Origin of the sequence: Rossellomorea sp. KS-H15a, from assembly GCF_024195245.1 — a bacterium.
In the GTDB taxonomy this organism is placed as follows: Bacteria; Bacillota; Bacilli; order Bacillales; family Bacillaceae_B; genus Rossellomorea; species Rossellomorea vietnamensis.
Genome location: NZ_CP096886.1, coordinates 3,496,621 through 3,521,160 on the forward strand (window position 1 = coordinate 3,496,621; position 24,540 = coordinate 3,521,160).

The 24,540-nt window shown below is 45.6% G+C and carries 24 protein-coding genes, 1 other RNA gene and 2 other annotated features; of the genes, 2 read left to right on the plus strand and 23 right to left on the minus strand.

Annotation, left to right across the window (positions count from 1 at the left end; translation table 11 throughout):
• The 13 genes from ruvX to cymR all read right to left on the minus strand — a co-directional run bounded on the left by ruvX (position 1) and on the right by cymR (position 13,219).
• Entirely contained in the window at positions 1-417 is a 417-nt protein-coding gene (gene ruvX / locus M1J35_RS17945; RefSeq protein ID WP_254651853.1) for a Holliday junction resolvase RuvX, read from the minus strand.
• 3 nt (positions 418-420) lie between these two features.
• Complete coding sequence (locus M1J35_RS17950; protein ID WP_034757362.1) at positions 421-687, minus strand: IreB family regulatory phosphoprotein; 267 nt, start codon at positions 685-687, stop codon at positions 421-423.
• An 83-nt stretch (positions 688-770) separates the two neighbouring features.
• Positions 771-3,404: an alanine--tRNA ligase gene (gene alaS / locus M1J35_RS17955; protein ID WP_254651854.1), complete on the minus strand. Its 2,634-nt coding sequence runs from the start codon at positions 3,402-3,404 to the stop codon at positions 771-773.
• Positions 3,405-3,465: 61 nt separating this feature from the next.
• Positions 3,466-3,679: a binding site (T-box leader), on the minus strand.
• Positions 3,680-3,754: 75 nt separating this feature from the next.
• Positions 3,755-4,834, minus strand: coding sequence for an AI-2E family transporter (locus M1J35_RS17960; protein WP_254651855.1), 1,080 nt, complete (start codon positions 4,832-4,834; stop codon positions 3,755-3,757).
• A gap of 131 nt (positions 4,835-4,965) precedes the next feature.
• Positions 4,966-5,097, minus strand: coding sequence for a YrzQ family protein (locus M1J35_RS17965; RefSeq protein WP_079531766.1), 132 nt, complete (start codon positions 5,095-5,097; stop codon positions 4,966-4,968).
• A gap of 15 nt (positions 5,098-5,112) precedes the next feature.
• The gene (locus tag M1J35_RS17970; RefSeq protein ID WP_034757353.1) at positions 5,113-5,298 is read right to left on the minus strand and encodes a hypothetical protein; all 186 of its coding nucleotides are present in this window, start codon (positions 5,296-5,298) and stop codon (positions 5,113-5,115) included.
• A 194-nt stretch (positions 5,299-5,492) separates the two neighbouring features.
• Positions 5,493-6,500, minus strand: coding sequence for a biotin synthase BioB (bioB, locus tag M1J35_RS17975; protein WP_224519462.1), 1,008 nt, complete (start codon positions 6,498-6,500; stop codon positions 5,493-5,495).
• A gap of 15 nt (positions 6,501-6,515) precedes the next feature.
• Positions 6,516-7,112 (minus strand): biotin transporter BioY, encoded by a 597-nt coding sequence (locus M1J35_RS17980; RefSeq protein WP_254651856.1) that lies wholly within the window; start codon positions 7,110-7,112, stop codon positions 6,516-6,518.
• A gap of 134 nt (positions 7,113-7,246) precedes the next feature.
• On the minus strand, positions 7,247-9,646 hold the full coding sequence (locus M1J35_RS17985) for an SF1B family DNA helicase RecD2 (RefSeq protein WP_254651857.1): 2,400 nt from the start codon (positions 9,644-9,646) through the stop codon (positions 7,247-7,249).
• Positions 9,647-9,663: 17 nt separating this feature from the next.
• Positions 9,664-10,335 (minus strand): tetratricopeptide repeat protein, encoded by a 672-nt coding sequence (locus M1J35_RS17990; protein WP_224519459.1) that lies wholly within the window; start codon positions 10,333-10,335, stop codon positions 9,664-9,666.
• Positions 10,336-10,477: 142 nt separating this feature from the next.
• The gene (gene mnmA / locus M1J35_RS17995; RefSeq protein ID WP_034757338.1) at positions 10,478-11,593 is read right to left on the minus strand and encodes a tRNA 2-thiouridine(34) synthase MnmA; all 1,116 of its coding nucleotides are present in this window, start codon (positions 11,591-11,593) and stop codon (positions 10,478-10,480) included.
• Between the two features lie 50 nt (positions 11,594-11,643).
• Positions 11,644-12,786 (minus strand): cysteine desulfurase family protein, encoded by a 1,143-nt coding sequence (locus tag M1J35_RS18000; protein ID WP_224519458.1) that lies wholly within the window; start codon positions 12,784-12,786, stop codon positions 11,644-11,646.
• A 13-nt stretch (positions 12,787-12,799) separates the two neighbouring features.
• Positions 12,800-13,219: a cysteine metabolism transcriptional regulator CymR gene (cymR, locus tag M1J35_RS18005; protein ID WP_034757332.1), complete on the minus strand. Its 420-nt coding sequence runs from the start codon at positions 13,217-13,219 to the stop codon at positions 12,800-12,802.
• Between the two features lie 204 nt (positions 13,220-13,423).
• Here cymR and M1J35_RS18010 point away from each other — a divergent pair, with 204 nt between their 5' ends.
• Together M1J35_RS18010 and M1J35_RS18015 are read left to right on the plus strand one after the other, a co-directional pair.
• On the plus strand, positions 13,424-14,698 hold the full coding sequence (locus tag M1J35_RS18010; protein WP_254651858.1) for a replication-associated recombination protein A: 1,275 nt from the start codon (positions 13,424-13,426) through the stop codon (positions 14,696-14,698).
• A 121-nt stretch (positions 14,699-14,819) separates the two neighbouring features.
• Entirely contained in the window at positions 14,820-15,539 is a 720-nt protein-coding gene (locus M1J35_RS18015; protein ID WP_254651859.1) for a protein-glutamine gamma-glutamyltransferase, read from the plus strand.
• Positions 15,540-15,643: 104 nt separating this feature from the next.
• On the opposite strand, the gene M1J35_RS18020 is transcribed toward M1J35_RS18015, so the two are convergent.
• The 10 genes from M1J35_RS18020 to M1J35_RS18065 all read right to left on the minus strand — a co-directional run bounded on the left by M1J35_RS18020 (position 15,644) and on the right by M1J35_RS18065 (position 24,393).
• Entirely contained in the window at positions 15,644-16,594 is a 951-nt protein-coding gene (locus M1J35_RS18020; RefSeq protein ID WP_061811276.1) for an ABC transporter permease, read from the minus strand.
• Positions 16,587-17,513, minus strand: coding sequence for an ABC transporter ATP-binding protein (locus tag M1J35_RS18025; protein ID WP_254653794.1), 927 nt, complete (start codon positions 17,511-17,513; stop codon positions 16,587-16,589). The genes M1J35_RS18020 and M1J35_RS18025 overlap by 8 nt, the downstream gene beginning before the upstream one ends.
• Complete coding sequence (locus M1J35_RS18030; protein WP_254651860.1) at positions 17,510-18,223, minus strand: ABC transporter ATP-binding protein; 714 nt, start codon at positions 18,221-18,223, stop codon at positions 17,510-17,512. Before M1J35_RS18030 ends, M1J35_RS18025 begins: the two co-directional genes overlap by 4 nt.
• Before the next feature lie 2 nt (positions 18,224-18,225).
• Entirely contained in the window at positions 18,226-18,600 is a 375-nt protein-coding gene (locus M1J35_RS18035) for a GntR family transcriptional regulator (RefSeq protein ID WP_159362285.1), read from the minus strand.
• 3 nt (positions 18,601-18,603) lie between these two features.
• Positions 18,604-19,383 carry a hypothetical protein gene (locus M1J35_RS18040; RefSeq protein WP_254651861.1) on the minus strand — a complete coding sequence of 260 codons (780 nt, stop codon included), beginning with the start codon at positions 19,381-19,383 and terminating at the stop codon, positions 18,604-18,606.
• Positions 19,384-19,543: 160 nt separating this feature from the next.
• Positions 19,544-20,308 carry a tRNA threonylcarbamoyladenosine dehydratase gene (locus tag M1J35_RS18045; protein ID WP_061811271.1) on the minus strand — a complete coding sequence of 255 codons (765 nt, stop codon included), beginning with the start codon at positions 20,306-20,308 and terminating at the stop codon, positions 19,544-19,546.
• Positions 20,309-20,507: 199 nt separating this feature from the next.
• Positions 20,508-20,697: non-coding RNA, 6S RNA (gene ssrS / locus M1J35_RS18050), on the minus strand.
• 70 nt (positions 20,698-20,767) lie between these two features.
• On the minus strand, positions 20,768-22,534 hold the full coding sequence (gene aspS, locus M1J35_RS18055) for an aspartate--tRNA ligase (RefSeq protein WP_254653795.1): 1,767 nt from the start codon (positions 22,532-22,534) through the stop codon (positions 20,768-20,770).
• A 32-nt stretch (positions 22,535-22,566) separates the two neighbouring features.
• Positions 22,567-23,841, minus strand: coding sequence for a histidine--tRNA ligase (gene hisS, locus M1J35_RS18060; RefSeq protein ID WP_034757308.1), 1,275 nt, complete (start codon positions 23,839-23,841; stop codon positions 22,567-22,569).
• A gap of 75 nt (positions 23,842-23,916) precedes the next feature.
• Positions 23,917-24,146: a binding site (T-box leader), on the minus strand.
• A gap of 70 nt (positions 24,147-24,216) precedes the next feature.
• The gene (locus M1J35_RS18065; RefSeq protein ID WP_034757305.1) at positions 24,217-24,393 is read right to left on the minus strand and encodes a hypothetical protein; all 177 of its coding nucleotides are present in this window, start codon (positions 24,391-24,393) and stop codon (positions 24,217-24,219) included.
• Between the last annotated feature and the right edge of the window lie 147 nt (positions 24,394-24,540).

Below are 24,540 nucleotides of genomic sequence, written 5' to 3' on the forward strand. Positions count from 1 at the left end.
TTATTTTTGGCTGTCAAGATATCCTTGAAGGATCATCATCGCAGCCATTTTGTCGATCACTTTCTTACGTTTCTTCCTGCTGACGTCAGCTTCTAACAGCACTCGTTCAGCAGCCATGGTGCTCAGCCTTTCATCCCAGTATTTAATGGGAAGGGATAACTCCTGTTGAATCAATTCTCCATAAGCTTTAGACGCTTCCCCACGCGGACCGATCGTGTTATTCATGTTTTTAGGCATTCCAACCACAACGGTATCCACCTGGTATTCATCGGCAAGTTTCTTTATTCGATCCATCCGGAACACACCTTGATCTTCGTCGATCTTAATCGTTTCAATTCCCTGAGCTGTCCAGCCAAGCTCATCGCTGATTGCGACTCCGACTGTTTTAGAACCAACGTCTAAACCCATTACACGCATCTATTATCCCTCTTTGTGTTGTTTCAAATACGATTTGACTAATTCTTCGATGATCTCATCTCGTTCTAAACGGCGGATGATATTTCTGGCATCCTGATGTCTGGGAATGTAAGCCGGGTCTCCAGATAATAAGTATCCTACGATTTGATTGATCGGGTTGTACCCTTTTTCCTGCAGAGCATCGTGAACCTGTAAGAGCACTTCTTTCACGTCATGTTCGAACGGCTCCTCTGAAAAATCAAACCGCATCGTTTTGTCAAAAGAACTCATTTTTAGCACCTCTCTTTAGGCTTGTCTTTTTGACAACCGAATTGTTAATCGTTACCTCCATTGTACACCACTTTCACACGGAGTTAAATGGATTTGACCCATTCTTCTACAAATTGAAGGGCTTCTTCGACTTTTTCCGGATTTTTACCGCCAGCCTGGGCCATGTCCGGACGGCCACCGCCTCCTCCGCCACAGCGGGAAGCGACTTCTTTCACCAATTTGCCGGCATGATATCCTTTTTCGACTAAGTCATCCGTAACTCCTGCAATGATGGTCACTTTGTCGTCACCAGTTGTTGCCAGTACGATTACCCCGGATGAAAGCTTCTGCTTCAGATCATCCATCATCGTGCGCAGTCCGTTGCTGTCACCGGCTGCCACTTTCGCAGACAGGACATTCACACCATCGATGACCTTCACTTGATCCGTCAAGCTACCTGCTTCTATGTTAGACAACTTTGCAGATAAAGATTCATTTTCCCTTTGAAGCTCTTTCATCTCACCTAATAATGAGTCTACTCGATTGACTACTTCTTTCGGATTCGATTTCAGTTTCGCTGCAACCTCTTTCAGTTGAGATACCTGATCATTCAATACTGTATACGCATTTTCTGCTGTAAAGGCTTCGATCCGTCTGGTACCGGCACCGATCCCGCTTTCAGAGAGGATCTTGAATAAGCCGATCTCGGATGTATTGGATACGTGACAGCCTCCGCAAAGCTCCAGGCTGTAGTCTCCAATCGATACGACACGTACTTCTGAACCATATTTCTCACCGAATAACGCCATGGCACCCATCTCTTTAGCCTCGGTTAGAGATTTCAGGGCCGTGTTCACTGACATCGCTTTCCAAACCTTCTCATTGACGATGGCTTCGATCCGTTCCATTTCTTCTGGTGATACAGATCCGAAATGAGAGAAATCAAAGCGCAGACGATCCGGTTCAACAAGGGAACCTGCCTGATTCACGTGTTCTCCAAGGACGTCTTTCAATGCCTGATGAAGAATGTGGGTCGCTGTATGGTTTTTCTCCACTTTTGTTCTGGATTCTCTTGAAACCCTTGCAAGGACCTCGGCCCCCTGCTCCAATGTCCCCTCTTCTACAACGGCCGTGTGAAGGTTTTGTCCATTAGGTGCTTTTTTGACCGTTTTGACGAATACTCTTACGCCATCTGCTTCGATATATCCCTTATCCCCGATCTGTCCACCGCTTTCTGCATAGAAAGGAGTCTCGTTGAGGATGAACTGGCATTCCTGACCTTTACCGACCTGAGGCTGACGTTCATTGTCCACCAATAATTCAAGGACTGTCGAATTACTTTCGAGTGTGTCATATCCGACAAAGCGGCTTTCCACTGTAATATCACTCAGCACTCCACCCTGCACCTGCATGCTTCCTACATCCTGGCGGGCAGATCTCGCTCTTTCACGCTGACCTTCCATCTCTCTCTCAAAACCTTCATGATCAACCGTCAATCCTTCTTCTTCTGCGTACTCTTCCGTTAATTCAACAGGGAAACCATACGTGTCATAAAGACGGAAGACATCTTCACCAGGAATCACGTTACTTCCGGAAGACTTTTGTACCTTGACGATGGATGAAAGGATAGCCAAACCTTCATTCAATGTCTCATGGAAACGGTCCTCTTCATTTTTCACCACTTTTTGGATGAATTCTGCTTTTTGCTTCACTTCCGGATAGAAGTCAACCATGATTTCAGAAACGACAGGAACCAATTCATACATGAATGGGCGGTTGATTTCGATCTGTTTGGCAAAGCGTACAGCGCGGCGAAGAAGTCTTCTTAAGACATACCCGCGGCCTTCATTGGATGGAAGGGCCCCGTCACCGATCGCAAAGGAAACCGTTCTGATATGATCGGCAATAACTTTGAAAGCTACATCCGTATCGTTGTCTTTGCCGTAAGACTTCCCTGAAATTTCTTCCGTTGCAGCAATGATCGGCATAAATAAATCGGTATCAAAGTTCGTAGGGACTTCCTGAACGACGCACGCCATTCGCTCGAGGCCCATGCCAGTATCAATGTTCTTCTTCGGAAGCGGTGTGTACGTCCCGTCAGGATTGTGATTGAATTGTGAGAACACCAGATTCCACACTTCAAGATAACGATCATTTTCCCCGCCTGGATATAATTCTGGATCTTCGGGATTGTCTCCGTATTCAGGTCCGCGATCATAGAAGATTTCTGTATTCGGACCACTCGGGCCTTCTCCGATATCCCAGAAGTTCCCTTCGATACGGATGATGCGTTCCGCAGGGACCCCCACTTTTTGGTTCCAGATGTCAAATGCTTCGTGATCTTCCGGGTGGATCGTGACGGAAAGCTTTTCAGGATCGAAGCCAACCCACTTTTCATCCGTGAGGAACTCCCATGCCCATTCAATTGCTTCTACCTTAAAGTAATCACCGATCGAGAAGTTCCCGAGCATCTCGAAGAATGTATGATGTCGTGCTGTCTTCCCTACATTCTCGATGTCGTTCGTACGAATCGATTTTTGGGCATTCACGATTCGTGGATTTTGAGGGATCACACGGCCATCAAAATATTTCTTTAATGTCGCTACCCCACTGTTGATCCATAATAGGGAAGGATCTTCATGGGGAACGAGTGATGCACTCGGTTCTACTCCGTGTCCTTTTTCCTGAAAGAAATCTAAAAACTTCTGACGAATTTCTGCGCCTGTTAATTTGTTCATATCAAGCTTCCTCCTTTGTATGTATGGTTAAAAAAGAATACAAAAAAGCCCTCATCCCTAAAACAGGGACGAGAGCTGTTTCTCGCGGTACCACCCTGGTTATGAATAAACCTTCGTTCATTCATCCCTCAATGCACCTTAACGCGGCTGGACGGCAGGCTTTACCTGCACTCAGGATTAGCATTCCGTTATCCTTCATCTAAAATCCCTTACACCCTGGGGGATTTCTCTCTGGAAGATGGACTATAACGTACTCGGTCCTTCATTGCTTTCATTTTATGCGAATACTTGTATATGTTGGATTATAGAAATATTCATCGTATTTGTCAATGATCATTCCCATTTTTCAGCTATTCATCGATCTTTGTATGAAGAAAATGGGTCCTTCCGTGTAAAATGGCCACTTTAATGACGGCAAGAAAGGGAACTGCTACAATCATGCCGATCACACCGCCTACCTCGCCTCCCAGGATTAAAGCACCCATGATGAATAAAGGGTGCATATGAAGACTTTTACCGACGATGAGTGGTGATAGGATGTTACCCTCCAAGAACTGCAGGACCACCACCATAATGACAACATAGATCACCATATTCGTGGAGATCGTACTTGCGATGATGGCTGCCGGGACAGCCCCAATGATCGGGCCGAAATACGGGATCACATTCGTCACGCCAATGATCAAGCCGAGAATGAGGGGGTATTTCATACCGATCAGCCATAGGGTGGCGGCTGAAATACCACCGATGATCAAGCAAACCAAGAGCTGCCCCCGGATATAACCACCGAGGGATTCATCCACATCATGTGAAAATGATATCGCACTCTGCCTCCACTGTTTCGGGGTAAGCTGCCACATGAACGCCTTTACTTTTGTAATATCCTTTAATAAATAAAAGGATACGAAGGGAATGATGGCCACGATGAGCAGACTGTTCATGAACTTCATCACCGTCGCCAGCACCAAAGCCACAAGGCCCGTCACCCACGCTTCGAGTCCGTCTATTCTCTTCTCAAGCTGTGACTGGATTCCGTCCGGCCATGTGGAAGTCTCACTCTGAACAACCTTCAGCCAGCCCTGGTACTGCTCTGTGAAAACCGGCGCGTTCTCCGATAAATCCTTCAGCTGATGAATGACGGCCGGGGTCCCTTTATAGATGGCATAGCCCAATCCCCCAAAGAAAAGGAGGTAGATGAAGAGGATGGCGATCCCCCTGTGAATACCTGCTTCATGCAGTTTCTCCACTACAGGATGAAGCAGGTAGGCAATGAACCCGCCTATGAAGAAAGGAAGCAGGGAAAAGAATAAGACCTCTAATACCGGATGCCATACAGGCTTCAATAAATAGAGTACATATAAAAATAATGCAAGAATGAGGGCCATCGAAAGCCTGTATATCCATCTTGTATAAGATTTTCTTTCCACCATCCACACCTCCCTCTTTTCTCCTCTAGTGTTTGAAGATAAGAGGTGGTTTTATTCATGGGGATTCATTCGCCCTCCTTTATTAAAGAACAAAAAAAGAGACTGACCCACAATGAGCCAGTCTCTTTCGGCTGTTAAAAAAGTTTCTTTACTTGTTTACGGATTCGTTTCATTTGTCTCTGACTCATCATATTGGACCTTTGAGAATAGATGGAAGCCGCGACTCCTGCTCCAAAACCAACGATGGATGCAAATGTTTTATTCAAGAAAGACACCTCTTCCTAGCTTAGTCGGCGTTCTTCCTCATCAAACAAGTCATCTAAGGAGCTGAGTGATCCATCCTCTTCCACCTGGTGAGTGTGAATGACTCCCTTAGACAAGGAAAGTTCAATATAACATCCCCAACAATAGTATTGGTTGATGCCGATCTTTCCGATATCTTTACTCTGACAATTTGGACACTTCATCGGTACGTTCACCTCAGGGCTTCACCGGATAATGGTGATTATTCCCTACCATCATGTCCAATCAGTGCATGTTTTATACTTGTTTAATGAGTTCTGACGCCCAAACATTGATGCAATATCAACGTTCTTATATAGTGTGGGATATTTTCCTGAATTCATAAGGAGTAACCTTTTCCATAGCATCCATTGAATTTTTATGGAGTGGTGACGGACTGCCCGATTTCTTCTTTTACATAATCAATTTCAAATCCGAGATCTTCAAGCATTTTATGGTCCGCTGTGCCGTCCTGTCCGGCTGTCGTAAGGTAATCCCCGACAAAGATCGAGTTTGCAGGATAAAGGCCCAGTGGCTGAAGGCTTCGCAGGTTCACTTCACGCCCACCGGAAATCCTGATCTCTTTCGTTGGATTGATGAAGCGCATCAAGCAAAGGACCTTTAAGCAATACCTCGGGTTCAGTTCATCCGTTCCTTCAAGAGGTGTCCCATCGATGGCATGAAGGAAATTGACCGGTATCGAGTCAGCATCGAGGACCTTCAGGCTATGTGCCATATCCACCACATCCTGCAGCGTTTCTTTCATGCCGACAATGATTCCGGAGCAAGGGGAAATACCTTCTGCTTTTGCCTGCTCTACGGTATTCACCCTGTCTTCATATGTATGGGAAGTGGTGATGTTTTCATGATGATTAACGGACGTATTGATGTTATGGTTGTAGCGGTCCACCCCTGCTTCCTTTAACCGTTTCGCCTGGTCACCCTTTAATAATCCTAGACATGCGCATACTTTCAAATTATACTGTTCCTTGATTTCTTTAACGGCCGATACAACATGATCCACTTCCCGATTGCTCGGACCACGGCCACTTGCCACGATGCAGTAAGTGCCGACATTCAGTTGATGAGCATTTTCGGCTCCCTTCATGATGGTTTCTTTATCCACCATGCGGTACTTCTCAATCGGTGCATCAGAGACGCTTGACTGGGAACAGTACCCACAATTCTCAGGACACAGTCCCGATTTTGTATTAATGATCATATTTAATTTGACCTTATTTCCATAATAATGTTTCCGGATCACGTACGCGCTGTGCAACAGCTCCAGAAGCTCATCATCCGGACTTTTCAGGATGGCTAAAGCTTCTTCGTTCGTTAGTTCCCTTCCCTCGATGACCTCATCTGCAAGTGTTTTCCACGTTTTCATCTGACAACCTCCCCATTAAGCGGCACGCTTCAAATTTCTAAATGTACTTTTTGACAGAACCGATTTTTCTAAACGATGGGCCATGACACCAGCACAGACGGCTAAAATGATGTCCTTCGGAAGCGGAACCACCATCCATGCCCATGCGAGCTTATAGGTGAATCCTTCCGGAGCTTGTGCCCAGAACTTATATGCAGCGTACATCCAGTTTGTTCCGACTACATAATTGACGGCCATCCCGACCAGTGCGGCGAAGATATATACTTTGATCCCTTTATGTTTTTCCACGATTTTACCGGTAATGTAAGCTGTGAAGATAAACGAAACGATAAATCCGAATGTCGGGCTTACTATAGAAGATAACCCTGCTCCAAATCGGGCAAATACCGGGACCCCTACAAGACCGACCAATGCGTACACTGTCATGGAAATCGCCCCGACCCTGCTTCCAAGGATCGCCCCTGCTAAAATGGCGAAAAACGTCTGTAAAGTAATGGGCACACCGCCTACTACCATAAAAGGTACGAATGTGGTGATGTTGGCACCGATCGCCATAAGTGCAACAAACATCCCTGCCAGTGTAAGATCGATTGTCCTTAATTTTCTGCTCATCTGTCTTCCCCCATCTGTCATTTTTTCTACAAGATAAGGATATCGCTTTCATTAAATATATGTCAACTTAAATTTTGTTTTAGTTGACAATAAACTTAAAAAAAGTTGATGAATGACATCTTCATTCATCAACTTTATGCCTTCATGAAATCGTAAGGGCTGATCCCTTCCATTCCAATCATCGGGTCTTCATTCAGAAGGACTTCTTCAATGGGTATGTCCCCTTCTGATAAATCTTCTTCCACACGACGCCCCTCGTGATGCAGTATGCCTCTCAGCTTCTCACTCAAGGTCGTTTTCCTGAGAAAATCATCTTCCCTCTCCACTCCAAGCTTGAAAGCATCCAGCTCTCCGCAGAGAATGAGAAATTGCTTGCTCCTTGTAATGGCCGTGTATAGGAGATTTCTCCGTAACATCCGGTAATAGCTCTTTACGACGGGTAAAATGACAATGGGAAATTCGCTTCCCTGGGATTTATGGATCGAGCAGCAATACGCATGGGTGATTTGCATGAGGTCCTGCCGTGTATACGTGACCTCATTGCCTTCATACGAAACGATGATCATGTCCTGTTTCTCGGTGTTTTCCTTCGCATAAAAGATCGAAACGATTTCACCTATATCCCCGTTGAAAACATTGTTTTCAGGCTGATTGACAAGCTGAAGGACTTTATCACCGATCCGGTATTTCACGTCCCCGAAGGCGATTTCTTTCCGTGTCCCATCGTTACTATTAAAGATTTCCTGAAGAAGTTCATTCAAGCGGTCGATCCCTGCAGGGCCCCTGTACATTGGGGCAAGGACCTGTATATCTTTAGGTGAGTAGCCCTTCTTCTTGGCATTTTCCACCACTTTCTGAACGACCTCTGAAATCTGATTCGTCCTGCAGGGAAAGAACGAACGATCTTTTTGCTGTTTGGTCAAATCGGCGGGAACCTGTCCCCTTTTCATATAGTGAGCAAGTTCAATGATCGAGGAACCCTCTTCCTGCCTGTATATATCCGTCAACCTGACAGTCGGCACGCTTTCCGAATTCAACAAGTCCTTCAGTACCTGACCCGGACCGACGGACGGCAATTGATCTTCATCCCCGACAAATATCACTTGAATATCATCAGGCAGAGCCTTCAGCAATTGATGGGCCAGCCAAGTGTCGACCATGGACACTTCGTCCACAATCAACAGCTTGCCCTCGATGGCCCGTTCTTCATCGCTCTGAAATCCTTCCTGACCATTCCATCCGAGGAGTCGGTGGATCGTCATGGCCGGCAGCCCCGTAGATTCTGTCATCCGCTTAGCTGCACGTCCTGTAGGGGCCGTGAGCAATACCGGGAACGGTTCATCTTTGTAATCCTTGGGATCCAAAGAACACCCGTGAAGATCGGCGAACAGTTCGACGATCCCCTGAATGACAGTGGTCTTCCCCGTACCCGGTCCACCCGTCAACAGGAGCATGGGAGACATCAATGCCGTCTCGATGGCTTCCTTTTGAGAAGGCGCATACTGTACCCCTAGCCTGTCCTCCAGGGCACCCAGTGACAGAAGGAATTCAGACTGGGGGAATTGATCTTTATACTGTGTCTGGGACAATATCTTTTCGATATTCGTCACAATCCCCTTTTCAGAGAAATAGAGGGAAGGAACATACACCTTCGTCCCTTCACCGATGACTTTGCTTTCTTCCTCCAAGGAAACCAATTGAGTGGAAATGTCCGTGTATTCGATTCTTTCTGGCTGACTTTTCTCAAGGAGCTCTTTCACCGTAACAATGAGTTCTTCCGCTTCAAGATACACATGACCCTGCTTGACACATGTTTGTTCCAGGGTATATAAACAGCCTGCTTTGATCCGGTCCGGGTGACTGCCTGTCAAACCAATCTTGGACCCCAATTCATCTGCCCGGGTAAAGCCGATCCCTTCAATATCTTCCACAAGCTTATAAGGATTCTTTTGAATGATTTCAAGTGCCTGCTCTTTGTAAGCCTGATAGACCTTCATGGAAATCTGAGGACCGAATCCAAGCTCATTCAGCATGATCATGACCCGCTCGAGTCCCTGATGCTCAGATAACGTATCATAGATACTCTTAGCCTTTTCCTTTGGAAGCTTTGGAATTTCATCTAAAAGGCTTGGATTTTCGAGTATTTTACTGATCGCATTTTCCCCGATATGCTCAACGATCTTTTCAGCTGTTTTTTTCCCGATCCCTTTGAAGAGATCACTTGATAAATAATGGACGACACCCTGTGTGGTTTGGGGTATTTCTTTCTTGAAATGATTGGCATGAAACTGCATGCCGAATCTTGGATGCTCTTGAAATCTACCATAAAATATATAGGTATCATCTTCATGTATCTTAGGGAAATTCCCGGTTACGACCGCTTCTTTATCCTCATAAGAATCATTCGTTTCATCCACACGGATTCTGACCACCGAATAAAGGTTCTCCTCATTATGAAAAATCGTGACAAGATGCCTTCCTTTTATATATATTTCTTCCTCACCAAACAGCTTTAAAGAGTCTTGCTGGCTCAAGGCAGTGAACCCCCTAACTATTCACTTTGTTCATTTTTAAGCTTTTCGATCATCTTGATTCCATAACCCGCCAGCATATGATCAGGTTGAACGTCAATGGCTTTGTTAAAATACATGAGTGCCGTATCCGCATCATCCTTATGCCCAGCATACGCAACCCCCAGATTGTAATAGGCATCTGCATGCTCAGGATCCGCTTCCACCACTTGGGATAATTGAGTGATCGCTTCTTCATATGCTTCCACTTTCGCAAGACACAATCCTAATTGGAAACGCGCTTCGATGTCTTCTTCATTCAATTCAACGCTTCGCTGAAAGTACGGTAGTGCAAATCTTGGCTGATCTAACTGGAACAGACTCATCCCAAGCATGAAGAATACGTCGCTATTCTCCATTCCTTTGGAGATGGCCTTTTCAAATTGATCTTTTGCTTCGTCAAATTTATTCTCATTGAAGAACAGATTTCCGAGAGAGTAATAAGCGGCTCCTGCGTTTTCATCAACGGAAATCGCCCGTTCAAAAAACTTCTTCGCTTTTTCATTGTCACCAACCGACATCAATACATTACCGAAATTGATATACCCTACCGGTTCCTTCGGATTTTCTTCGATGGCTTCTGTGAAGAGTTTTACCGCCTCTTCTACTTTTCCTTCTTGTAATAATTCAATGCCTTTTAAATTCTTATCCAATGTAAACACCTCTATATGGTCTAATATTTATGTATGTACTTCCTTTTATCGTTACTAGTATAACATAAGGGACATCCTTCCGTGATGAAAAAAAGGACTGAGAGAAAAGAGATTCCCTTCTCCTTTTCCCAGTCCTTTTGCTTTATCCGACGTACGTCAGTTTTTTCTCATCTTTAAAGATGGTATCGATCGTTCCTCCACCAAGGCACTCATCCCCGTTGTAGAAAACGACTGCCTGTCCCGGCGTTACCGCGCGAATAGGTTCATCAAAGATGACTTTCACCTTGCCATCTTCCAATGGAATGACTGTGACCTTATTATCATCCTGACGATAACGGAATTTTGCCGTGCATGCGAACTCAGACGATTTCTCTTCATTCGATGTCCAGTGAACATCCGTCGCAAGAATCGAATCGGAATAAAGGGCAGGGTGCTCAAAGCTTTGACCTACGTAAAGGACATTCCTTTCCAGGTCCTTCCCGATGGCAAACCACGGCTCACCTGCACCACCGATGCCAAGGCCGTGACGTTGACCGATGGTATAGTACATCAATCCATCATGTTTCCCCATCACTTTTCCATCCAGGGTCTCCATCTTTCCAGGCTGCGCCGGAAGATAGTTACTCAAGAAATCCTTGAAGTTACGTTCACCGATGAAGCAGATTCCCGTACTGTCTTTCTTGGTTGCAGTGGCAAGGCCCGCTTCCTTGGCAATTTCACGTACCTTCTTCTTATCGATGCCGCCTAGGGGGAACATCACTTTTTCAAGCTGTTCCTGCCCGAGCTGATTGAGGAAGTATGTTTGATCCTTATTGTTATCGACCCCGCGCAGCATTTTGTATTCGCCATCACGGTACTCGACCTGTGCATAGTGACCCGTGGCCAGATAGTCTGCACCTAACTTCAATGCATGATCAAGGAATGCCTTGAACTTGATTTCCTTATTGCACATCACATCCGGATTCGGGGTCCTGCCGGCTTTATATTCATCCAGGAAGTACGTAAACACTTTATCCCAATATTGTTTTTCAAAATTCACAGCGTAGTAAGGAATCCCAATTTGGTTACATACCCGAATCACGTCGTTGTAGTCTTCGGTTGCCGTACATACTCCATTTTCATCGGTATCATCCCAGTTCTTCATGAAAATCCCGATGACTTCATAGCCTTGCTCTTTCAATAATAATGCAGCTACAGAAGAGTCCACTCCACCGGACATCCCAACGACCACTCTCGTATCCTTTGGTTCTTTTTTCACTAACGCCACCTCCTTGTTTCCGTTCGATCGCCTCATGTAAGACGACCCTCTTATGTTGTTAATCTCTTCACGATGTTTGCGACTTCATGGGCCACTCTCTCAATCTGTTCCTCCGTATTTCCAAGGCCGAAGCTGAAACGGATGGAGTTCCTTGATTGATCGGACTGTTTCCCATACATCGCCACGAGTACATGTGATGGTTCTATCGATCCAGCCGTACAAGCGGAACCGCTTGAAACGGCGATACCTGACATATCCAGATTCATCAGCATGGATTCTACATCCGTGCCGGGAAAGCTTAAGTTTAGCACATGGGGTAATCCGTGCTCAAGGGATCCGTTCTCTTCGAATTGGGTCCCCTTATCAGCCAACGTCTGTCTAAGCAGATTCTTGAGACCGGAGAGAGACGCATGCTTCTCCTCAAGAGAATGCCGTGCAATCTCCACTGCTCTCCCCAGACCCACGATGGCAGGGACATTCTCTGTTCCCGCACGGCGCTTGCGTTCCTGTTCACCGCCGTATGAACCAGGCTGAAGATCCACCCCTTTGTGGGAATAAAGAAATCCAATTCCCTTGGGACCGTTGATCTTATGCCCTGAAACCGAAAGCAGATCGACCCTCAGGTCCCGGACATCGATGCTGGTCAATCCGAAGGCCTGTACAGCATCCGTATGAAAATAGGCCTGGTGATCCTGTAATAATTCACCGATTTCTTTAATCGGCTGCAGGGTCCCCACTTCATTATTCCCGAACATGATCGTGACGAGAATGGTATCATCACGCAGCTCCTTTTCAAGATCCTGAAGCGCTATCCTTCCTGATCGGTCCACAGGCAGGTACGTGACCTCAAAGCCTTTTGATTCCAGGAATTCACATGCATGCAATACAGCATGATGCTCGGTCTGTGTCGTAATGATGTGGGTACCCTTTTCCTTATTGGCTTCGGCCGTTCCGATGATCGCTAAATTATCCGCCTCAGTTCCACCACTGGTGAAAATGATTTCATTGTAATCGGCATGGATGCTAGCTGCAATGATGGTCCGTGCATGATCCACAAGATGACGAGATGCACGTCCAAATGAATGAATGCTCGAGGGATTGCCAAAGTCCTCCTTCATCACGGCTGTCATTTCATCAATCACTTCAGGATGCATGGGCGACGTTGCAGCATGATCCAGATACACTCTTTCCATTGATTGTTACCTCCTAGATATAGAACATATACGCATCTGATTCACCATCATCAGAGTGGCTGGCCAAATCTTCAATTGTTGTATTGTCGAGTACTTCTTTAACGGCATCCCTGATCCTGATCCACAGTTCACGCTTTGCCGGTTCCTCGTCCTCGATTCCTTCCACAGGACTGATCGGACCTTCAAGGATCCGGATAATATCCCCCGCTGTAATGTCAGATGGCTCATGGCCCAATACATAACCACCGTACGCACCCCTGATACTTCTGACCAGACCGCCGTTCCGCAGTGGAGCGACAAGCTGCTCAAGATAATGTTCAGACAGCTCATGCTGCTGTGCGATGGTTTTCAGTGAAGTCGGTCCTTCACCATGTCGTTTTGCAAGTTCTATCATAATGGTTAAACCGTAACGGCCTTTAGTTGAAATCTTCATGTCCAGCACCTCTATTATATTTAATAACGTCACATGTTGAGACGGGACGTTTTTCTCCTTATTGACTTTTGTTATTATAGCATATTCGCGCCCTCACTGTGAAAGGGGCGGTTTCATTCTCATTGTGCATCCACAATATTTCCTTAATGCTGCCTCCTGTGATAAAGTGAATGGTACTAGAACGTCAGTTTGGAGAGATGTTTCATGTCGATAAAACCACTTGCCTTTAAGATGAGACCAAGGACAATCGAGGAAATCATCGGGCAGCAGCATTTAGTCGGAGAAGGAAAAATCATCGACCGGATGGTGAAGGCGAAGCAGCTATCATCCATGATCCTGTACGGCCCTCCCGGCATTGGAAAAACGTCCATCGCAAGTGCCATAGCCGGAAGTACAAAGTACCGTTTCAAAACCCTGAATGCCGTGACGAATAATAAAAAAGATATTCAGATCGTAGCGGAGGAAGCGAAGATGTCAGGTAAGGTGATCCTCCTATTGGATGAGGTTCACCGACTGGATAAAGGAAAGCAGGATTTTCTCCTTCCTTATTTAGAGAACGGGATGATCACCTTGATCGGGGCTACAACAAGCAACCCCTATCATGCCATCAATCCCGCCATTCGAAGCAGATGCCAGATTTTCGAATTAAAGCCTCTTTCCATAGAAGAAATGAAAATCGCCCTGACCCGTGCCATTGAAGATGAAGAACGCGGCTTGGGCGGATATTCACTCGATGTAACCGACGAAGCGATTGAACATTTTGCAAGCAGCAGTTTCGGAGATGTAAGAAGTTCATTGAATTCATTGGAGTTGGCTGTACTGTCCACTTCCCCTGGTGACGATGGGGTCATTCATATTGACGTCTCCATAGCAGAAGAGTGCCTACAGAAGAAAAGCTTTTCTCACGATAAAGATGGCGACGCACACTATGATGTTGTCAGCGCATTTCAGAAATCGATCCGCGGGAGTGATGTGAATGCAGCCCTCCACTACCTTGGAAGACTCGTGGAAGCAGGAGACTTGCCGAGCATTGCACGGAGACTATTGGTCATTGCCTATGAAGATATCGGACTTGCCAATCCCCAAGCGGGACCACGGACACTCGCGGCAGTTGAAACAGCAGAGAAGATCGGGTTTCCGGAAGCCAGGATCCCGTTGGCTAATGCCATCATCGAACTTTGCCTTTCTCCTAAGTCGAACTCTGCGATCACCGCCATCGACCTTGCCCTTGCAGATATCCGGAAAGGCAAGAGCGGCGAGGTGCCGGATCACCTGAAAGATGCACACTACCAAGGAGCCAAGGAATTGGGCAGAGGTGTGGAGTATAAATATCCCCACAGCTATGAATCGGGATGGGTGGCGCAAACCTACCTCCCGGATAAACTGAAGAAGGCTCACTACTACACCCCGAAAGCCACAGGGAAGTTCGAACAGGCCATCGCTGGGGTGTATGAGAAGATAAATAAGCAAAATAAATAACCTGCAAACTTAATGGAAGGAGAAACGGAAGGGTTTCGTTTCTCCTTCCATTTTTTTCTGTGTTAATACCATATCCCCCCTCCCAAACATACATTATTAAAAAGGCCTGGAGGTGTATGGATTGATCATCATCGAAAATGAATCCACCCCTAAGGAATTACCGAACCTGACTGCTGTCGAAGAAAACATATTTACTACATTGAAAGAAAGCCCCACCGACTATCGGTATCGGAATCTTCCAGAGCTCAAATATGAGCTGAAAGTAAGAGAAAGAATCATTAGCAATGCGAAAAAAATGAATGAAAGTGACGCCACTTTTTCAGCCTTCGAACATTCGAAGTTCAACCCGACATTTTGGACCAAGACCCCTTATGGATACCAGCTGAAGCAATCCAAGCTTCCATCAGATGCCATTGATGATATCTTCACCAACAGTTCTGCGTACAGCTTCGAATGTGTCACAAGTATTGTACTGCTTTACTATAAATCCATCCTCGATACGATCAAACCTTCCTATTTCAATGAACTCTACTCACATCTCCTTGTATGGGGCCACAACTATGATGATGATCTTCCCATGGTCACATACAAAGGGCTGGATTATATCCCCGGGGATGTTTATTACTTCTTCAACCCCGATTTCGAAGATCCGATCTGGATGGGTGAAAACTCGGTCTTTATAAAAGAAGATCAGTATTTCGGTCACGGGGTTGGCCTCATGACACATGACGAAATGATCGAAGCCCTGAACACGCTTCGCAAAAAGGATGCAACGAAGTCCGCCTACCTCCTTGAACAAGTGACACGACTGAAATTTTCTGATTTATATCGATACACATAAAAAATGACGGACTCAGATGAGTTCGTCATTTTTTGGGATTTTTCATTATTTTGTCCACTCCGGCTGCTAGACCCTAAAGGACTGTTCGAGCCGCCTCCGCTTTTCTAGGCCGCTACGTCCCTCTTGTTGAATACCAGGAAGGCAAGCAGCTGGAAGATGATGAAATAAATGATCAGCATGGTGATGGAGAAGCCCATGGTCATGCCGTCGACGAGTGGCGGTGTAAAGCCTGTGTACTGAGTCAGGTCTGTATTGGCGAACAGACTGTATTTTGCCCAGTCGAATTTAAGGGCGAGCAGGCTTGTTGCATTGCCCCCGACGAATAGCAGGAATAAAGAAATTCCGATTGCCAGTGAACTGCTTCTGAACACAGCTGAAATCATGAAGGCCATAGTAGCCATCATCACGATATTGACGGTTTGTAATAAGTACGTCTTGATCAAGTATCCAACGATATTCTGTTCAACCACTTTCCCATCGACAAATGCCAGGTGAGTGGACTGATCTGTCCCTCCGAACAGTAAAAGCCCAAGAAGGAGAGATACGACGAATAATAATAACAACATACTCATGCCGTACAAAATGACGGTAAAGTATTTAGAAAGAAGGATCTTCGTGCGTGAAATCGGACGGATGAGCAATAACTTGATCGTCCCCCAGCTAAATTCACTTGCGACGATACCTGCTGCCACAATGATGGTAAATAATCCGACTACCAGGACGATATTGGCATTCGTTTCTACGAACGTCCAAGCCGTTTCTTTCACCTTTGGTTCGATATCGTTCTCAATGCGGTATTCGTTAATTGCGACTCTTCGTTCAGTGTCTTTTTTAATAAATTTATTCAAATTTGGAGTTTCAGCCAGCATTTGCTTATCTGATTCCACCTGGGCTGATAGTTCCTGTTTCCAGTTATTCATTTCTTTCGCTTTCGAATCACTATACTTGGTGAATGCACCAGTCACTCCAATAATGAGAATCAACAGTCCAAGCATGACAAACGTTCCGACCCGCTTGAAGATTTTGGTCCATTCATTTCTAATAAGACTAAGCATGCATGACCTCTCCTTTATCATTTGTAATTTCCAGGAACCTGTCTTCCAATGTTTTGGCTACAGGCATGACGCTGTAAATTTGGACATCGGCTTCAACAAATGCCCGGATGACACCAGGTACTTGTTCTTTTGTCAGGGCCACTTGCACTTGTTTTCCTTGAGCTTCAAATTTGATGCCAGGATCGAATGATTTAAGGACAGCCTTCACTTTATCCACTTCCTCGATTTCGAAGTGATAGACCTGTTCAGATCCTTCTACAAAGTCCCTTACTTGTTGCACATCGACAAGCTTACCGGACTGGATGATCCCGATTCGGTCACACATCATTTCCATTTCGGATAATAAGTGACTTGAAACGATGACCGCCATTCCCTCTTCCTCGGCAAGCTTCCTGATGTAGGCCCGGATTTCGCGGATTCCCGCAGGATCGAGACCATTTGTCGGTTCATCAAGGATGAGGAGCTTTGGCTTATGAAGAAGGCACTGGGCGAGACCCAAACGCTGTCTCATTCCAAGAGAGTACGTTTTTACCTTGTCATTGATTCTGTCTGTCAGCCCGACCAGTTCAATGACTTCTTTCATTCGTTCATCGGTAATCCCTTTTTGCATGCGGGCAAAGTGCTTTAAGTTCTGATAACCGGACATGAACTTATAGAGCTCGGGGTTTTCAACGATGGCCCCCACATCCTTGATGGCGCCTTCAAAGTCTTTCTTGATGCTTTTTCCTGATATGAGGACATCTCCTTTTGAGATATTCATCAATCCCACGATCATGCGGATCGTCGTCGTTTTCCCTGCTCCATTGGGTCCAAGGAAACCGAATACCTCCCCTTCATACACGTCAAACGTTAATTGATCAATGATGGTCTTGCCTTTGATGACTTTGGAAACACCTTGTAATTGCACAACCGTTTTCATCCGTTCATCTTCCCTTCTGATTTTGTTGTCTTCTTCAACCACTGCAGGACAGATAAGCCTTCTGTTTCTCTCAGTTCTTCCACCCGGCAATGCCCTTTTATTTCTCCATCCGAGATGATATAGGCCTCATCCAGGATCGCTTCAATTTCATCGATTTCATGGGTGGCAATGACCACTGTTTGATTCCCGAAATCAATATAGGAGAGGAGGCCTTTTACGATGGAGTCCCTTACCATGGGATCAAGCCCTGAGAATGGTTCATCGAGAAGCAGTACCTCGGTGTTCCGCGACAGGGCGAGGACGAGTTTCAGCCTGCCCCGGTTCCCTTTGGATAAATGCTTGATTTTCTTCCCGCCATCAAGTTCCATAAACTCCACCAGTTCATTGGCTCGATCTGTATCGAAGTCAGGGAACTGCGAGGCATAGAAGCGGATCATCCCATCCACGGTGAATGCTTCATAAAACATATCAAGTTCCGTCAAATAGGCGACTTCACTAGCCATTTTCCGTGAGACCGGCTTTCCGTTCATCGTGACGGTTCCTGAATTTGGAAGCACAAGCCCTGCAATCATCTTCAATGTAGTTGATTTCCCGCTGCCGTTCGGACCAAGCAGACCATATATCTTCCCCTTTTGGAATTGAATGGAGGTATCGTTCAATGCTGTTTCCTTCCCATATTTCTTGGTGACACCATCAAATGTCACAACCATCTCTACTCCCCCTCTCTTCGACTCAAATAGTTTTCAACACCCTGGATCATTTGTTCTTTTGTGAGTCCCAATTCTTTCATGTTTCGGATGAAGGACTCAATCACTTCCTCCTGGACCTTTTCATTGAGTATGGTCAGGACATCTTCCTTTTCTGTCACAAATGTTCCTTGCCCTCTCCTCGTCTCCACAATGTCCATCCTTTCTAATTCACTGTATGTCCGCTGAATGGTATTCGGATTCACTCCTGATTGAACGGCCATTTCCCGGACGGAAGGCAATTTGTCACCAGGGGTCAATTCCTTCCTCACGATTTCACGAATGATGCGATCGGCTATTTGCAGGTATATGGGCTTTGAGGCTGTATATTCTTCTGTCATGCCTTACACCTCAACCTTGCGATCTAATAACCTGCAGGAAATGAGGAAGACGATGATCATGATCATTCCTTCAAACAGGAATGGCATGACCGGGAATGGAATCATCTCGGGATCGAAGCCTGCCTTCGCCTCATTAGCACCCACAGAGAAAAAGAATCCGGTGCTCACCTTCACGGTAAGAGTTTCAAAGAAGAACTTCTCCACCCATTCAATGCTCGTCAGGAAGGCTACCACACTTTGATACACAATGATGAATCCCGCAATGAAGATCCACCGTATGTTCTTAATGGAGGGATATTTTGAAAGAGAATGGTAAAGTGTCCACAAAAATATCGTCCATCCGGAAAAGTAGATTCCAACGACCGTCACACCCAGGTTGAAAAGAATGCCTTCTTTAATGGGCCAATAGGGGAATAACGCGTCTTCCTGAAACATGGCCATGGTCAGCATCCCCAATCCATCGACTAACAAAAGCGACAAGGTGGAGTACATAAAGGCAATGGTGAGTTTTGATAAAAGCAGCATCAACCCGCTGTAGGGACTATGAAGCCACAGTTGCGTTTTTCCTTCCAACCGTAACATGGAGCAGACGATTCCCGGAAGAAAAGCTACGTGGAAAATACCGATCATAATGAGGAATATTTGGGAAACCCCCGGCTCTTTGACAAAATTACCGATCACCAGTCCAATGATAAAAATCAGGAAAACAATGGCGATCCAGCCATAAAACCAAATGCTGGAGGTTTTGAAATCTTTCCAGAGAAGACCTTTATACGCGTGCATGATTGCATTCCTCCGTAATGTGTTTTAGTGTTCTAGTTAGATAGTACACTATGACACATTGAAACGTCAATCCTTTTTTAGCCATTTATTGGAATTCTCTTTATGCATAAAAAAAGACCGAATCCCTTATGAGATTCAGTCCTGTTTCCGCAAACGTCGCTTATTTATCTTTCACCCTTTTAATTTCAATGTCTTTCAGCAATTGGTTCATGACATGGCTCGCTGCAATCAGCCCGGCCACGGAAGGAACGAAGGCGTTGGATGACGGAGGAAGCTGTGCTTTACGGATCTTCGCATCATCTTTTCCTACTTCCTTCCTGATCTCTTCACGGATGACGATAGGGCTCTCATCAGAGAAAACCACCGTCACACCTTTTTTGATTCCTTCTTTTTTCAGGCGGGTACGGATCACTTTGGCAATTGGGTCTGTATGCGTTTTGCTGATATCAGCAATTTTGAAGCGGGTCGGATCGGTTTTATTCGCCGCTCCCATGCTCGCGATCAATGGAATATCACGCTTCAGGCATTCTTTCATTAAATGGATTTTGTAGGAAATCGTATCAGAGGCATCAATGACATAATCGAGTCCCTGAGCAAAGAATTCCTCATAGGTTTCTTCCGTATAGAACATTTTTAAAGCGATGACTTCACAGTCTGGATTGATGTCCATAATGCGGTCCCTCATCAAATCAACCTTTGGCTGACCCACAGTAGAGAGCAATGCATGCACCTGACGATTTACGTTGGTGATGTCCACATCGTCTTTATCCACTAACACTAAACGACCTACACCGGAACGGGCTAACGCCTCAGCTGCAAATGAACCCACTCCCCCGATTCCGAGTACGGCCACTGTACTATTTTTAAGGGTTTGGAGACCTTCCTTACCGATCGCTAGTTCATTTCGAGAAAACTGGTGTAGCAAAATAATCAACTCCATTATAAGTATTCAACTAGGTTTATACTGAATTAGAATAAAGGATAGGAGACCGAAAATCAACATGAAATGTTGCCCTTCTCTTTCGTTTACCCCATTAAGGGCAGATTTAGTCCCAACAAAAAAGCCAGGCTGTTGTAAGCCTGGCTCTTCACTTTATTCGATATTATTTATTGGATTTGTTTGGACGAGTCCCAATCGTGCCGCCGCCATCATTTCCTTCGTTTTGAACCCGCTCTCGGCAGGTGGGTGCTTTATTCCACTATTTGTTAGTCCCCGGCACGGGGCATGAACGCCTAGCGGAAACATCAAGCTCCCGAAGTTTGAATTGTTCGGTCAAAACTGTTAGGTAAAAACGTCGTACACATCAGGACTCGTTTGTGATTGTCTAAATAATATCATACCACCAGGATGATTTCAACGAATGACCCCCGGTATTTACTTACATTATTCTACATCAAGTGACAAAGATAATTCTTTCAATTGGGCTTCACTTACCCCACCTGGTGCGTCTGTCAGTACGCAGCTTGCACTTGCCGTTTTCGGGAACGCAATCGTATCACGGAGATTCGTGCGGCCTGCAAGGAGCATCACCAAACGGTCCAGCCCAAGGGCGATTCCGCCATGTGGAGGCGTCCCGTATTCGAAGGCTTCCAATAAGAAACCGAATTGCTCTTCCGCTTCTTCTTTCGAGAATCCAAGCACTTTGAACATTTTTTCCTGAATGTCACGCTCGTATATACGGAGTGATCCGCCTCCAAGTTCGTATCCGTTCAAGACAAGGTCATACGCTTCTGCGCGAACAGATGCAGGGTCGGTTTCGAACAGTTCAAGATCTTCCTTCACCGGCATCGTGAATGGATGATGGGCTGCATAGTACCGGTTCTCCCCTTCGTCGAACTCAAGGAGCGGCCAGTCCGTCACCCAAAGGAAGTTAAATACCGTTTCATCAATCAGCTTCAAGTCCTTCCCTAATTTCAATCGAAGGGCTCCAAGAGCGTCTGCTACGACTGATTTCTTATCTGCTACAAATAGCAGCAAGTCTCCGGCTTCCGCATTTGCAGAGGTTGAAATCGCCGAAGCATCATCTTCGCTCACGAATTTGGAGATCGGGCCTTTCAAGCCTTCCTCTTCAACCTTCAGCCAGGCCAATCCTTTTGCTCCGTAACGTGAAACGAACTCAGTCAAGCCATCAATGTCTTTACGGGAATACTGTGATGCGCTGCCTTTCACATTGATCAGCTTCACTTGTCCACCGTTTGCAACAGCGCCGGCAAATACTTTAAAGCCTGAATCCTTGACGATTTCGGATACATCGATCAGCTCCATAGCGAAGCGTGTGTCAGGTTTATCAGAACCATAACGGCTCATGGCATCATCATATGTCATTCTCGGGATAGGCAATGTAACGTTTATGCCTTTCACATCATTCATCAGTTTCTTCATCATATCTTCAACAAGAGAAATGATTTGTTCTTTATCCATGAAGCTCATTTCCATATCGATCTGCGTGAATTCAGGTTGACGGTCAGCACGAAGATCTTCATCACGGAAGCAACGGGCGATTTGATAATAACGGTCGAATCCGGAAACCATCAACAGCTGCTTAAAGATTTGTGGTGACTGTGGCAGGGCATAGAATTCCCCTTTATGAACCCGGCTCGGAACGAGATAATCACGTGCCCCTTCAGGCGTACTCTTTGTTAAGATCGGCGTTTCCACATCCAGGAATCCGTTATCGTTCAAGAAATTACGGAAGGATGTCGTTACATTATGACGCATCTTGAAGGTTTCCATCATCGCTGGTCGACGAAGGTCTACGTAACGATATTTCAGGCGGACATCTTCCGACACTTCCATCTGGTCATCAATCATGAACGGTGGGGTTTTCGCTTCATTGATGATTTGAACCTCTTCAGCGTGGATTTCCACTTTTCCGGTTTTCAGATTCGGGTTCACCGTTCCTTCTCCCCTTGCCACGACCGTACCCGTTACACTCAGGACATATTCATTACGGATTTTCTCTGCAAGGGAAAGGGCATTTTCCGATAAATCCGGGTTGAACACGACCTGTACGATTCCCTCTCTGTCACGTAGGTCTATGAAAATCAAGCCTCCCAGGTCCCTTCTCTTTTGCACCCAGCCTTTGATCGTGATTTTCTCACCGATGTATGTTTCTGTTATGTCTCCACAGTATGCGGTTCTTTTCGTCATCATGTTCTCCTCCTAATAAAAATCAATGCGTTCTATTTACCGAGCTTGCTCTTTACATTGTCGACAAACTGATCCAGGCTCACTTCTTCCTGTTCACCGGTAGCCATGTCTTTCAGATTGATTTTATTTTCTTGTAATTCATTATCACCGATGACAGCCACATATTTTGCTTCATAACGGTCAGCCGCTTTGAATTGGCCTTTCACCTTGCGATCCAGATAATCTTTCTCTGAAGAAATCCCTGCAGCTCTAAGGTTGTGAAGAAGCTTGACAGCATGATCTTTCGCGTCATCACCCAATGATACGATGAAGCACTCGACTCCCTGTTCGATCGGGAGTTCGACCCCTTCTGCTTCCAGGGCCGAGAGCAGCCTTTCGATACTGAAGGCAAATCCGATTCCAGGAGTCTCAGGACCACCGATCATTTCAACCAGTCCGTTGTAGCGTCCACCGCCACAAAGAGTCGTAATGGCCCCGAAGCCTTCTGCATCACTCATGATTTCAAAGGCTGTATGGTTATAGTAATCAAGCCCCCGTACAAGGGTTGGATCAACTGTGAATTCCACGTCCATGTCTGAAAGGTGAGTCTGGACCTTTTCAAAATACTGCTTCGATTCGTCATTTAAGTAGTCAAGAATCGATGGTGCTGTAGACATCAACTCATGGTCGCGGTCTTTCTTACAATCAAGGATTCTGAGCGGATTTTTCTCCAGGCGATTCTGGCAATCGCCACAGAATTCATCGATCCGCGGTTTAAAGTGATTAATCAATGCCTCTCTGTGTGCATTCCTGCTGCCGGCATCACCGAGACTATTAATGACAAGCTTTAATTGAGTCAGCCCCAGTTTCTTGTAGATTCCCATTGCAAGGGAAATTACTTCTGCATCAATGGCAGGGTCTTCACTTCCAAGGGCTTCGACGCCAAATTGGACAAATTGACGGTACCGTCCGGCTTGAGGTCTCTCATAACGGAACATTGGACCCGAGTAGAAAAGCTTCGTCGGCTGATTCGGGTGCCCGAACATTTTATTCCCTACAAAGGAGCGGACAACAGAAGCGGTCCCTTCAGGTCTGAGCGCCAGGCTTCTGCCTCCCCTGTCTTCGAACATATACATTTCTTTCTGGACGATATCCGTCGTATCCCCCACTCCACGGGTGAACAGTTCACTCGCCTCGAAAATCGGGGTGCGGATTTCTTTATACTGATAGTTGTGACAAAGGGTCTTTGCCACTTCCTCTACATACTGCCATTTTTCCACTTCACCAGGCAGGATGTCCTGTGTACCTCTTGGAATCTGAATGGACAAGATGATTTCCTCCTTTTATCGTGCACGGTTGATCTTTATGTACATAAAAAAAGCCCTCAGTCCCTTGTATATCATACAAGGGACGAGAGCTGTTATTCCCGTGGTGCCACCCTAATTGAAGTCTATGAAAGACCTCCACTTAGCCAGTTAACGCCTGGTACGTTCATCTCCTACTAACGATCGTTTTCAGAGAGAAACCTCCTGAGTGTTCATTCACTAAGTCACATTGTAGAAATGCTCTCAGCCAAGGCATTTCCTCTCTTTACACGCGGGGGTTAGCTACTATGCTCGATCAACGGTTTTTGTAAATGTTATTTTATTTGTATAATGATACGGTTGGCGCAGGTACATGTCAAGAGGTTAAAGAAAATTTCGTCAGGATCTCTCCATTTTCTTTTTTAACAATTTCACTTCCCGTAATGACAATCCGAATTCGGAAGCAAGTTCCACGTTCAACGCATCTTTTTCACGTTCTAAAAACTGATGGAAATCCACTCCAAATAACTGGTTATCCCCATTTGCGCTCATGAATCCTTTTTCACTCGACCTCACGTACACTCATCCTTTCAAAAACATTCCTACCCTTATCATTTCCAATTACCTATTTTTCTTTCGTTTTAGAGGGATTTTATTTTTTTTATCGTATTAAAACCATAAGGATTTCTTCCGGAACCCCCCTTCTTCTAAAAAAATTTGACA

Excerpts from the sequence above, each read along its gene's own strand:
- ruvX (WP_254651853.1), bottom strand. The coding sequence starts at position 417 with ATGCGTGTAATGGGTTTAGACGTTGGTTCTAAAACAGTCGGAGTCGCA.
- M1J35_RS17950 (WP_034757362.1), bottom strand. The coding sequence starts at position 687 with ATGAGTTCTTTTGACAAAACGATGCGGTTTGATTTTTCAGAGGAGCCG.
- alaS (WP_254651854.1), bottom strand. The coding sequence starts at position 3,404 with ATGAACAAATTAACAGGCGCAGAAATTCGTCAGAAGTTTTTAGATTTC.
- M1J35_RS17960 (WP_254651855.1), bottom strand. The coding sequence starts at position 4,834 with ATGGTGGAAAGAAAATCTTATACAAGATGGATATACAGGCTTTCGATG.
- M1J35_RS17970 (WP_034757353.1), bottom strand. The coding sequence starts at position 5,298 with ATGAAGTGTCCAAATTGTCAGAGTAAAGATATCGGAAAGATCGGCATC.
- bioB (WP_224519462.1), bottom strand. The coding sequence starts at position 6,500 with ATGAAAACGTGGAAAACACTTGCAGATGAGGTCATCGAGGGAAGGGAA.
- M1J35_RS17980 (WP_254651856.1), bottom strand. The coding sequence starts at position 7,112 with ATGAGCAGAAAATTAAGGACAATCGATCTTACACTGGCAGGGATGTTT.
- M1J35_RS18000 (WP_224519458.1), bottom strand. The coding sequence starts at position 12,786 with ATGGAAAGAGTGTATCTGGATCATGCTGCAACGTCGCCCATGCATCCT.
- cymR (WP_034757332.1), bottom strand. The coding sequence starts at position 13,219 with ATGAAGATTTCAACTAAAGGCCGTTACGGTTTAACCATTATGATAGAA.
- M1J35_RS18010 (WP_254651858.1), top strand. The coding sequence starts at position 13,424 with ATGTCGATAAAACCACTTGCCTTTAAGATGAGACCAAGGACAATCGAG.
- M1J35_RS18020 (WP_061811276.1), bottom strand. The coding sequence starts at position 16,594 with ATGCTTAGTCTTATTAGAAATGAATGGACCAAAATCTTCAAGCGGGTC.
- M1J35_RS18025 (WP_254653794.1), bottom strand. The coding sequence starts at position 17,513 with ATGAAAACGGTTGTGCAATTACAAGGTGTTTCCAAAGTCATCAAAGGC.
- M1J35_RS18030 (WP_254651860.1), bottom strand. The coding sequence starts at position 18,223 with ATGGTTGTGACATTTGATGGTGTCACCAAGAAATATGGGAAGGAAACA.
- M1J35_RS18035 (WP_159362285.1), bottom strand. The coding sequence starts at position 18,600 with ATGACAGAAGAATATACAGCCTCAAAGCCCATATACCTGCAAATAGCC.
- M1J35_RS18040 (WP_254651861.1), bottom strand. The coding sequence starts at position 19,383 with ATGCACGCGTATAAAGGTCTTCTCTGGAAAGATTTCAAAACCTCCAGC.
- aspS (WP_254653795.1), bottom strand. The coding sequence starts at position 22,534 with ATGACGAAAAGAACCGCATACTGTGGAGACATAACAGAAACATACATC.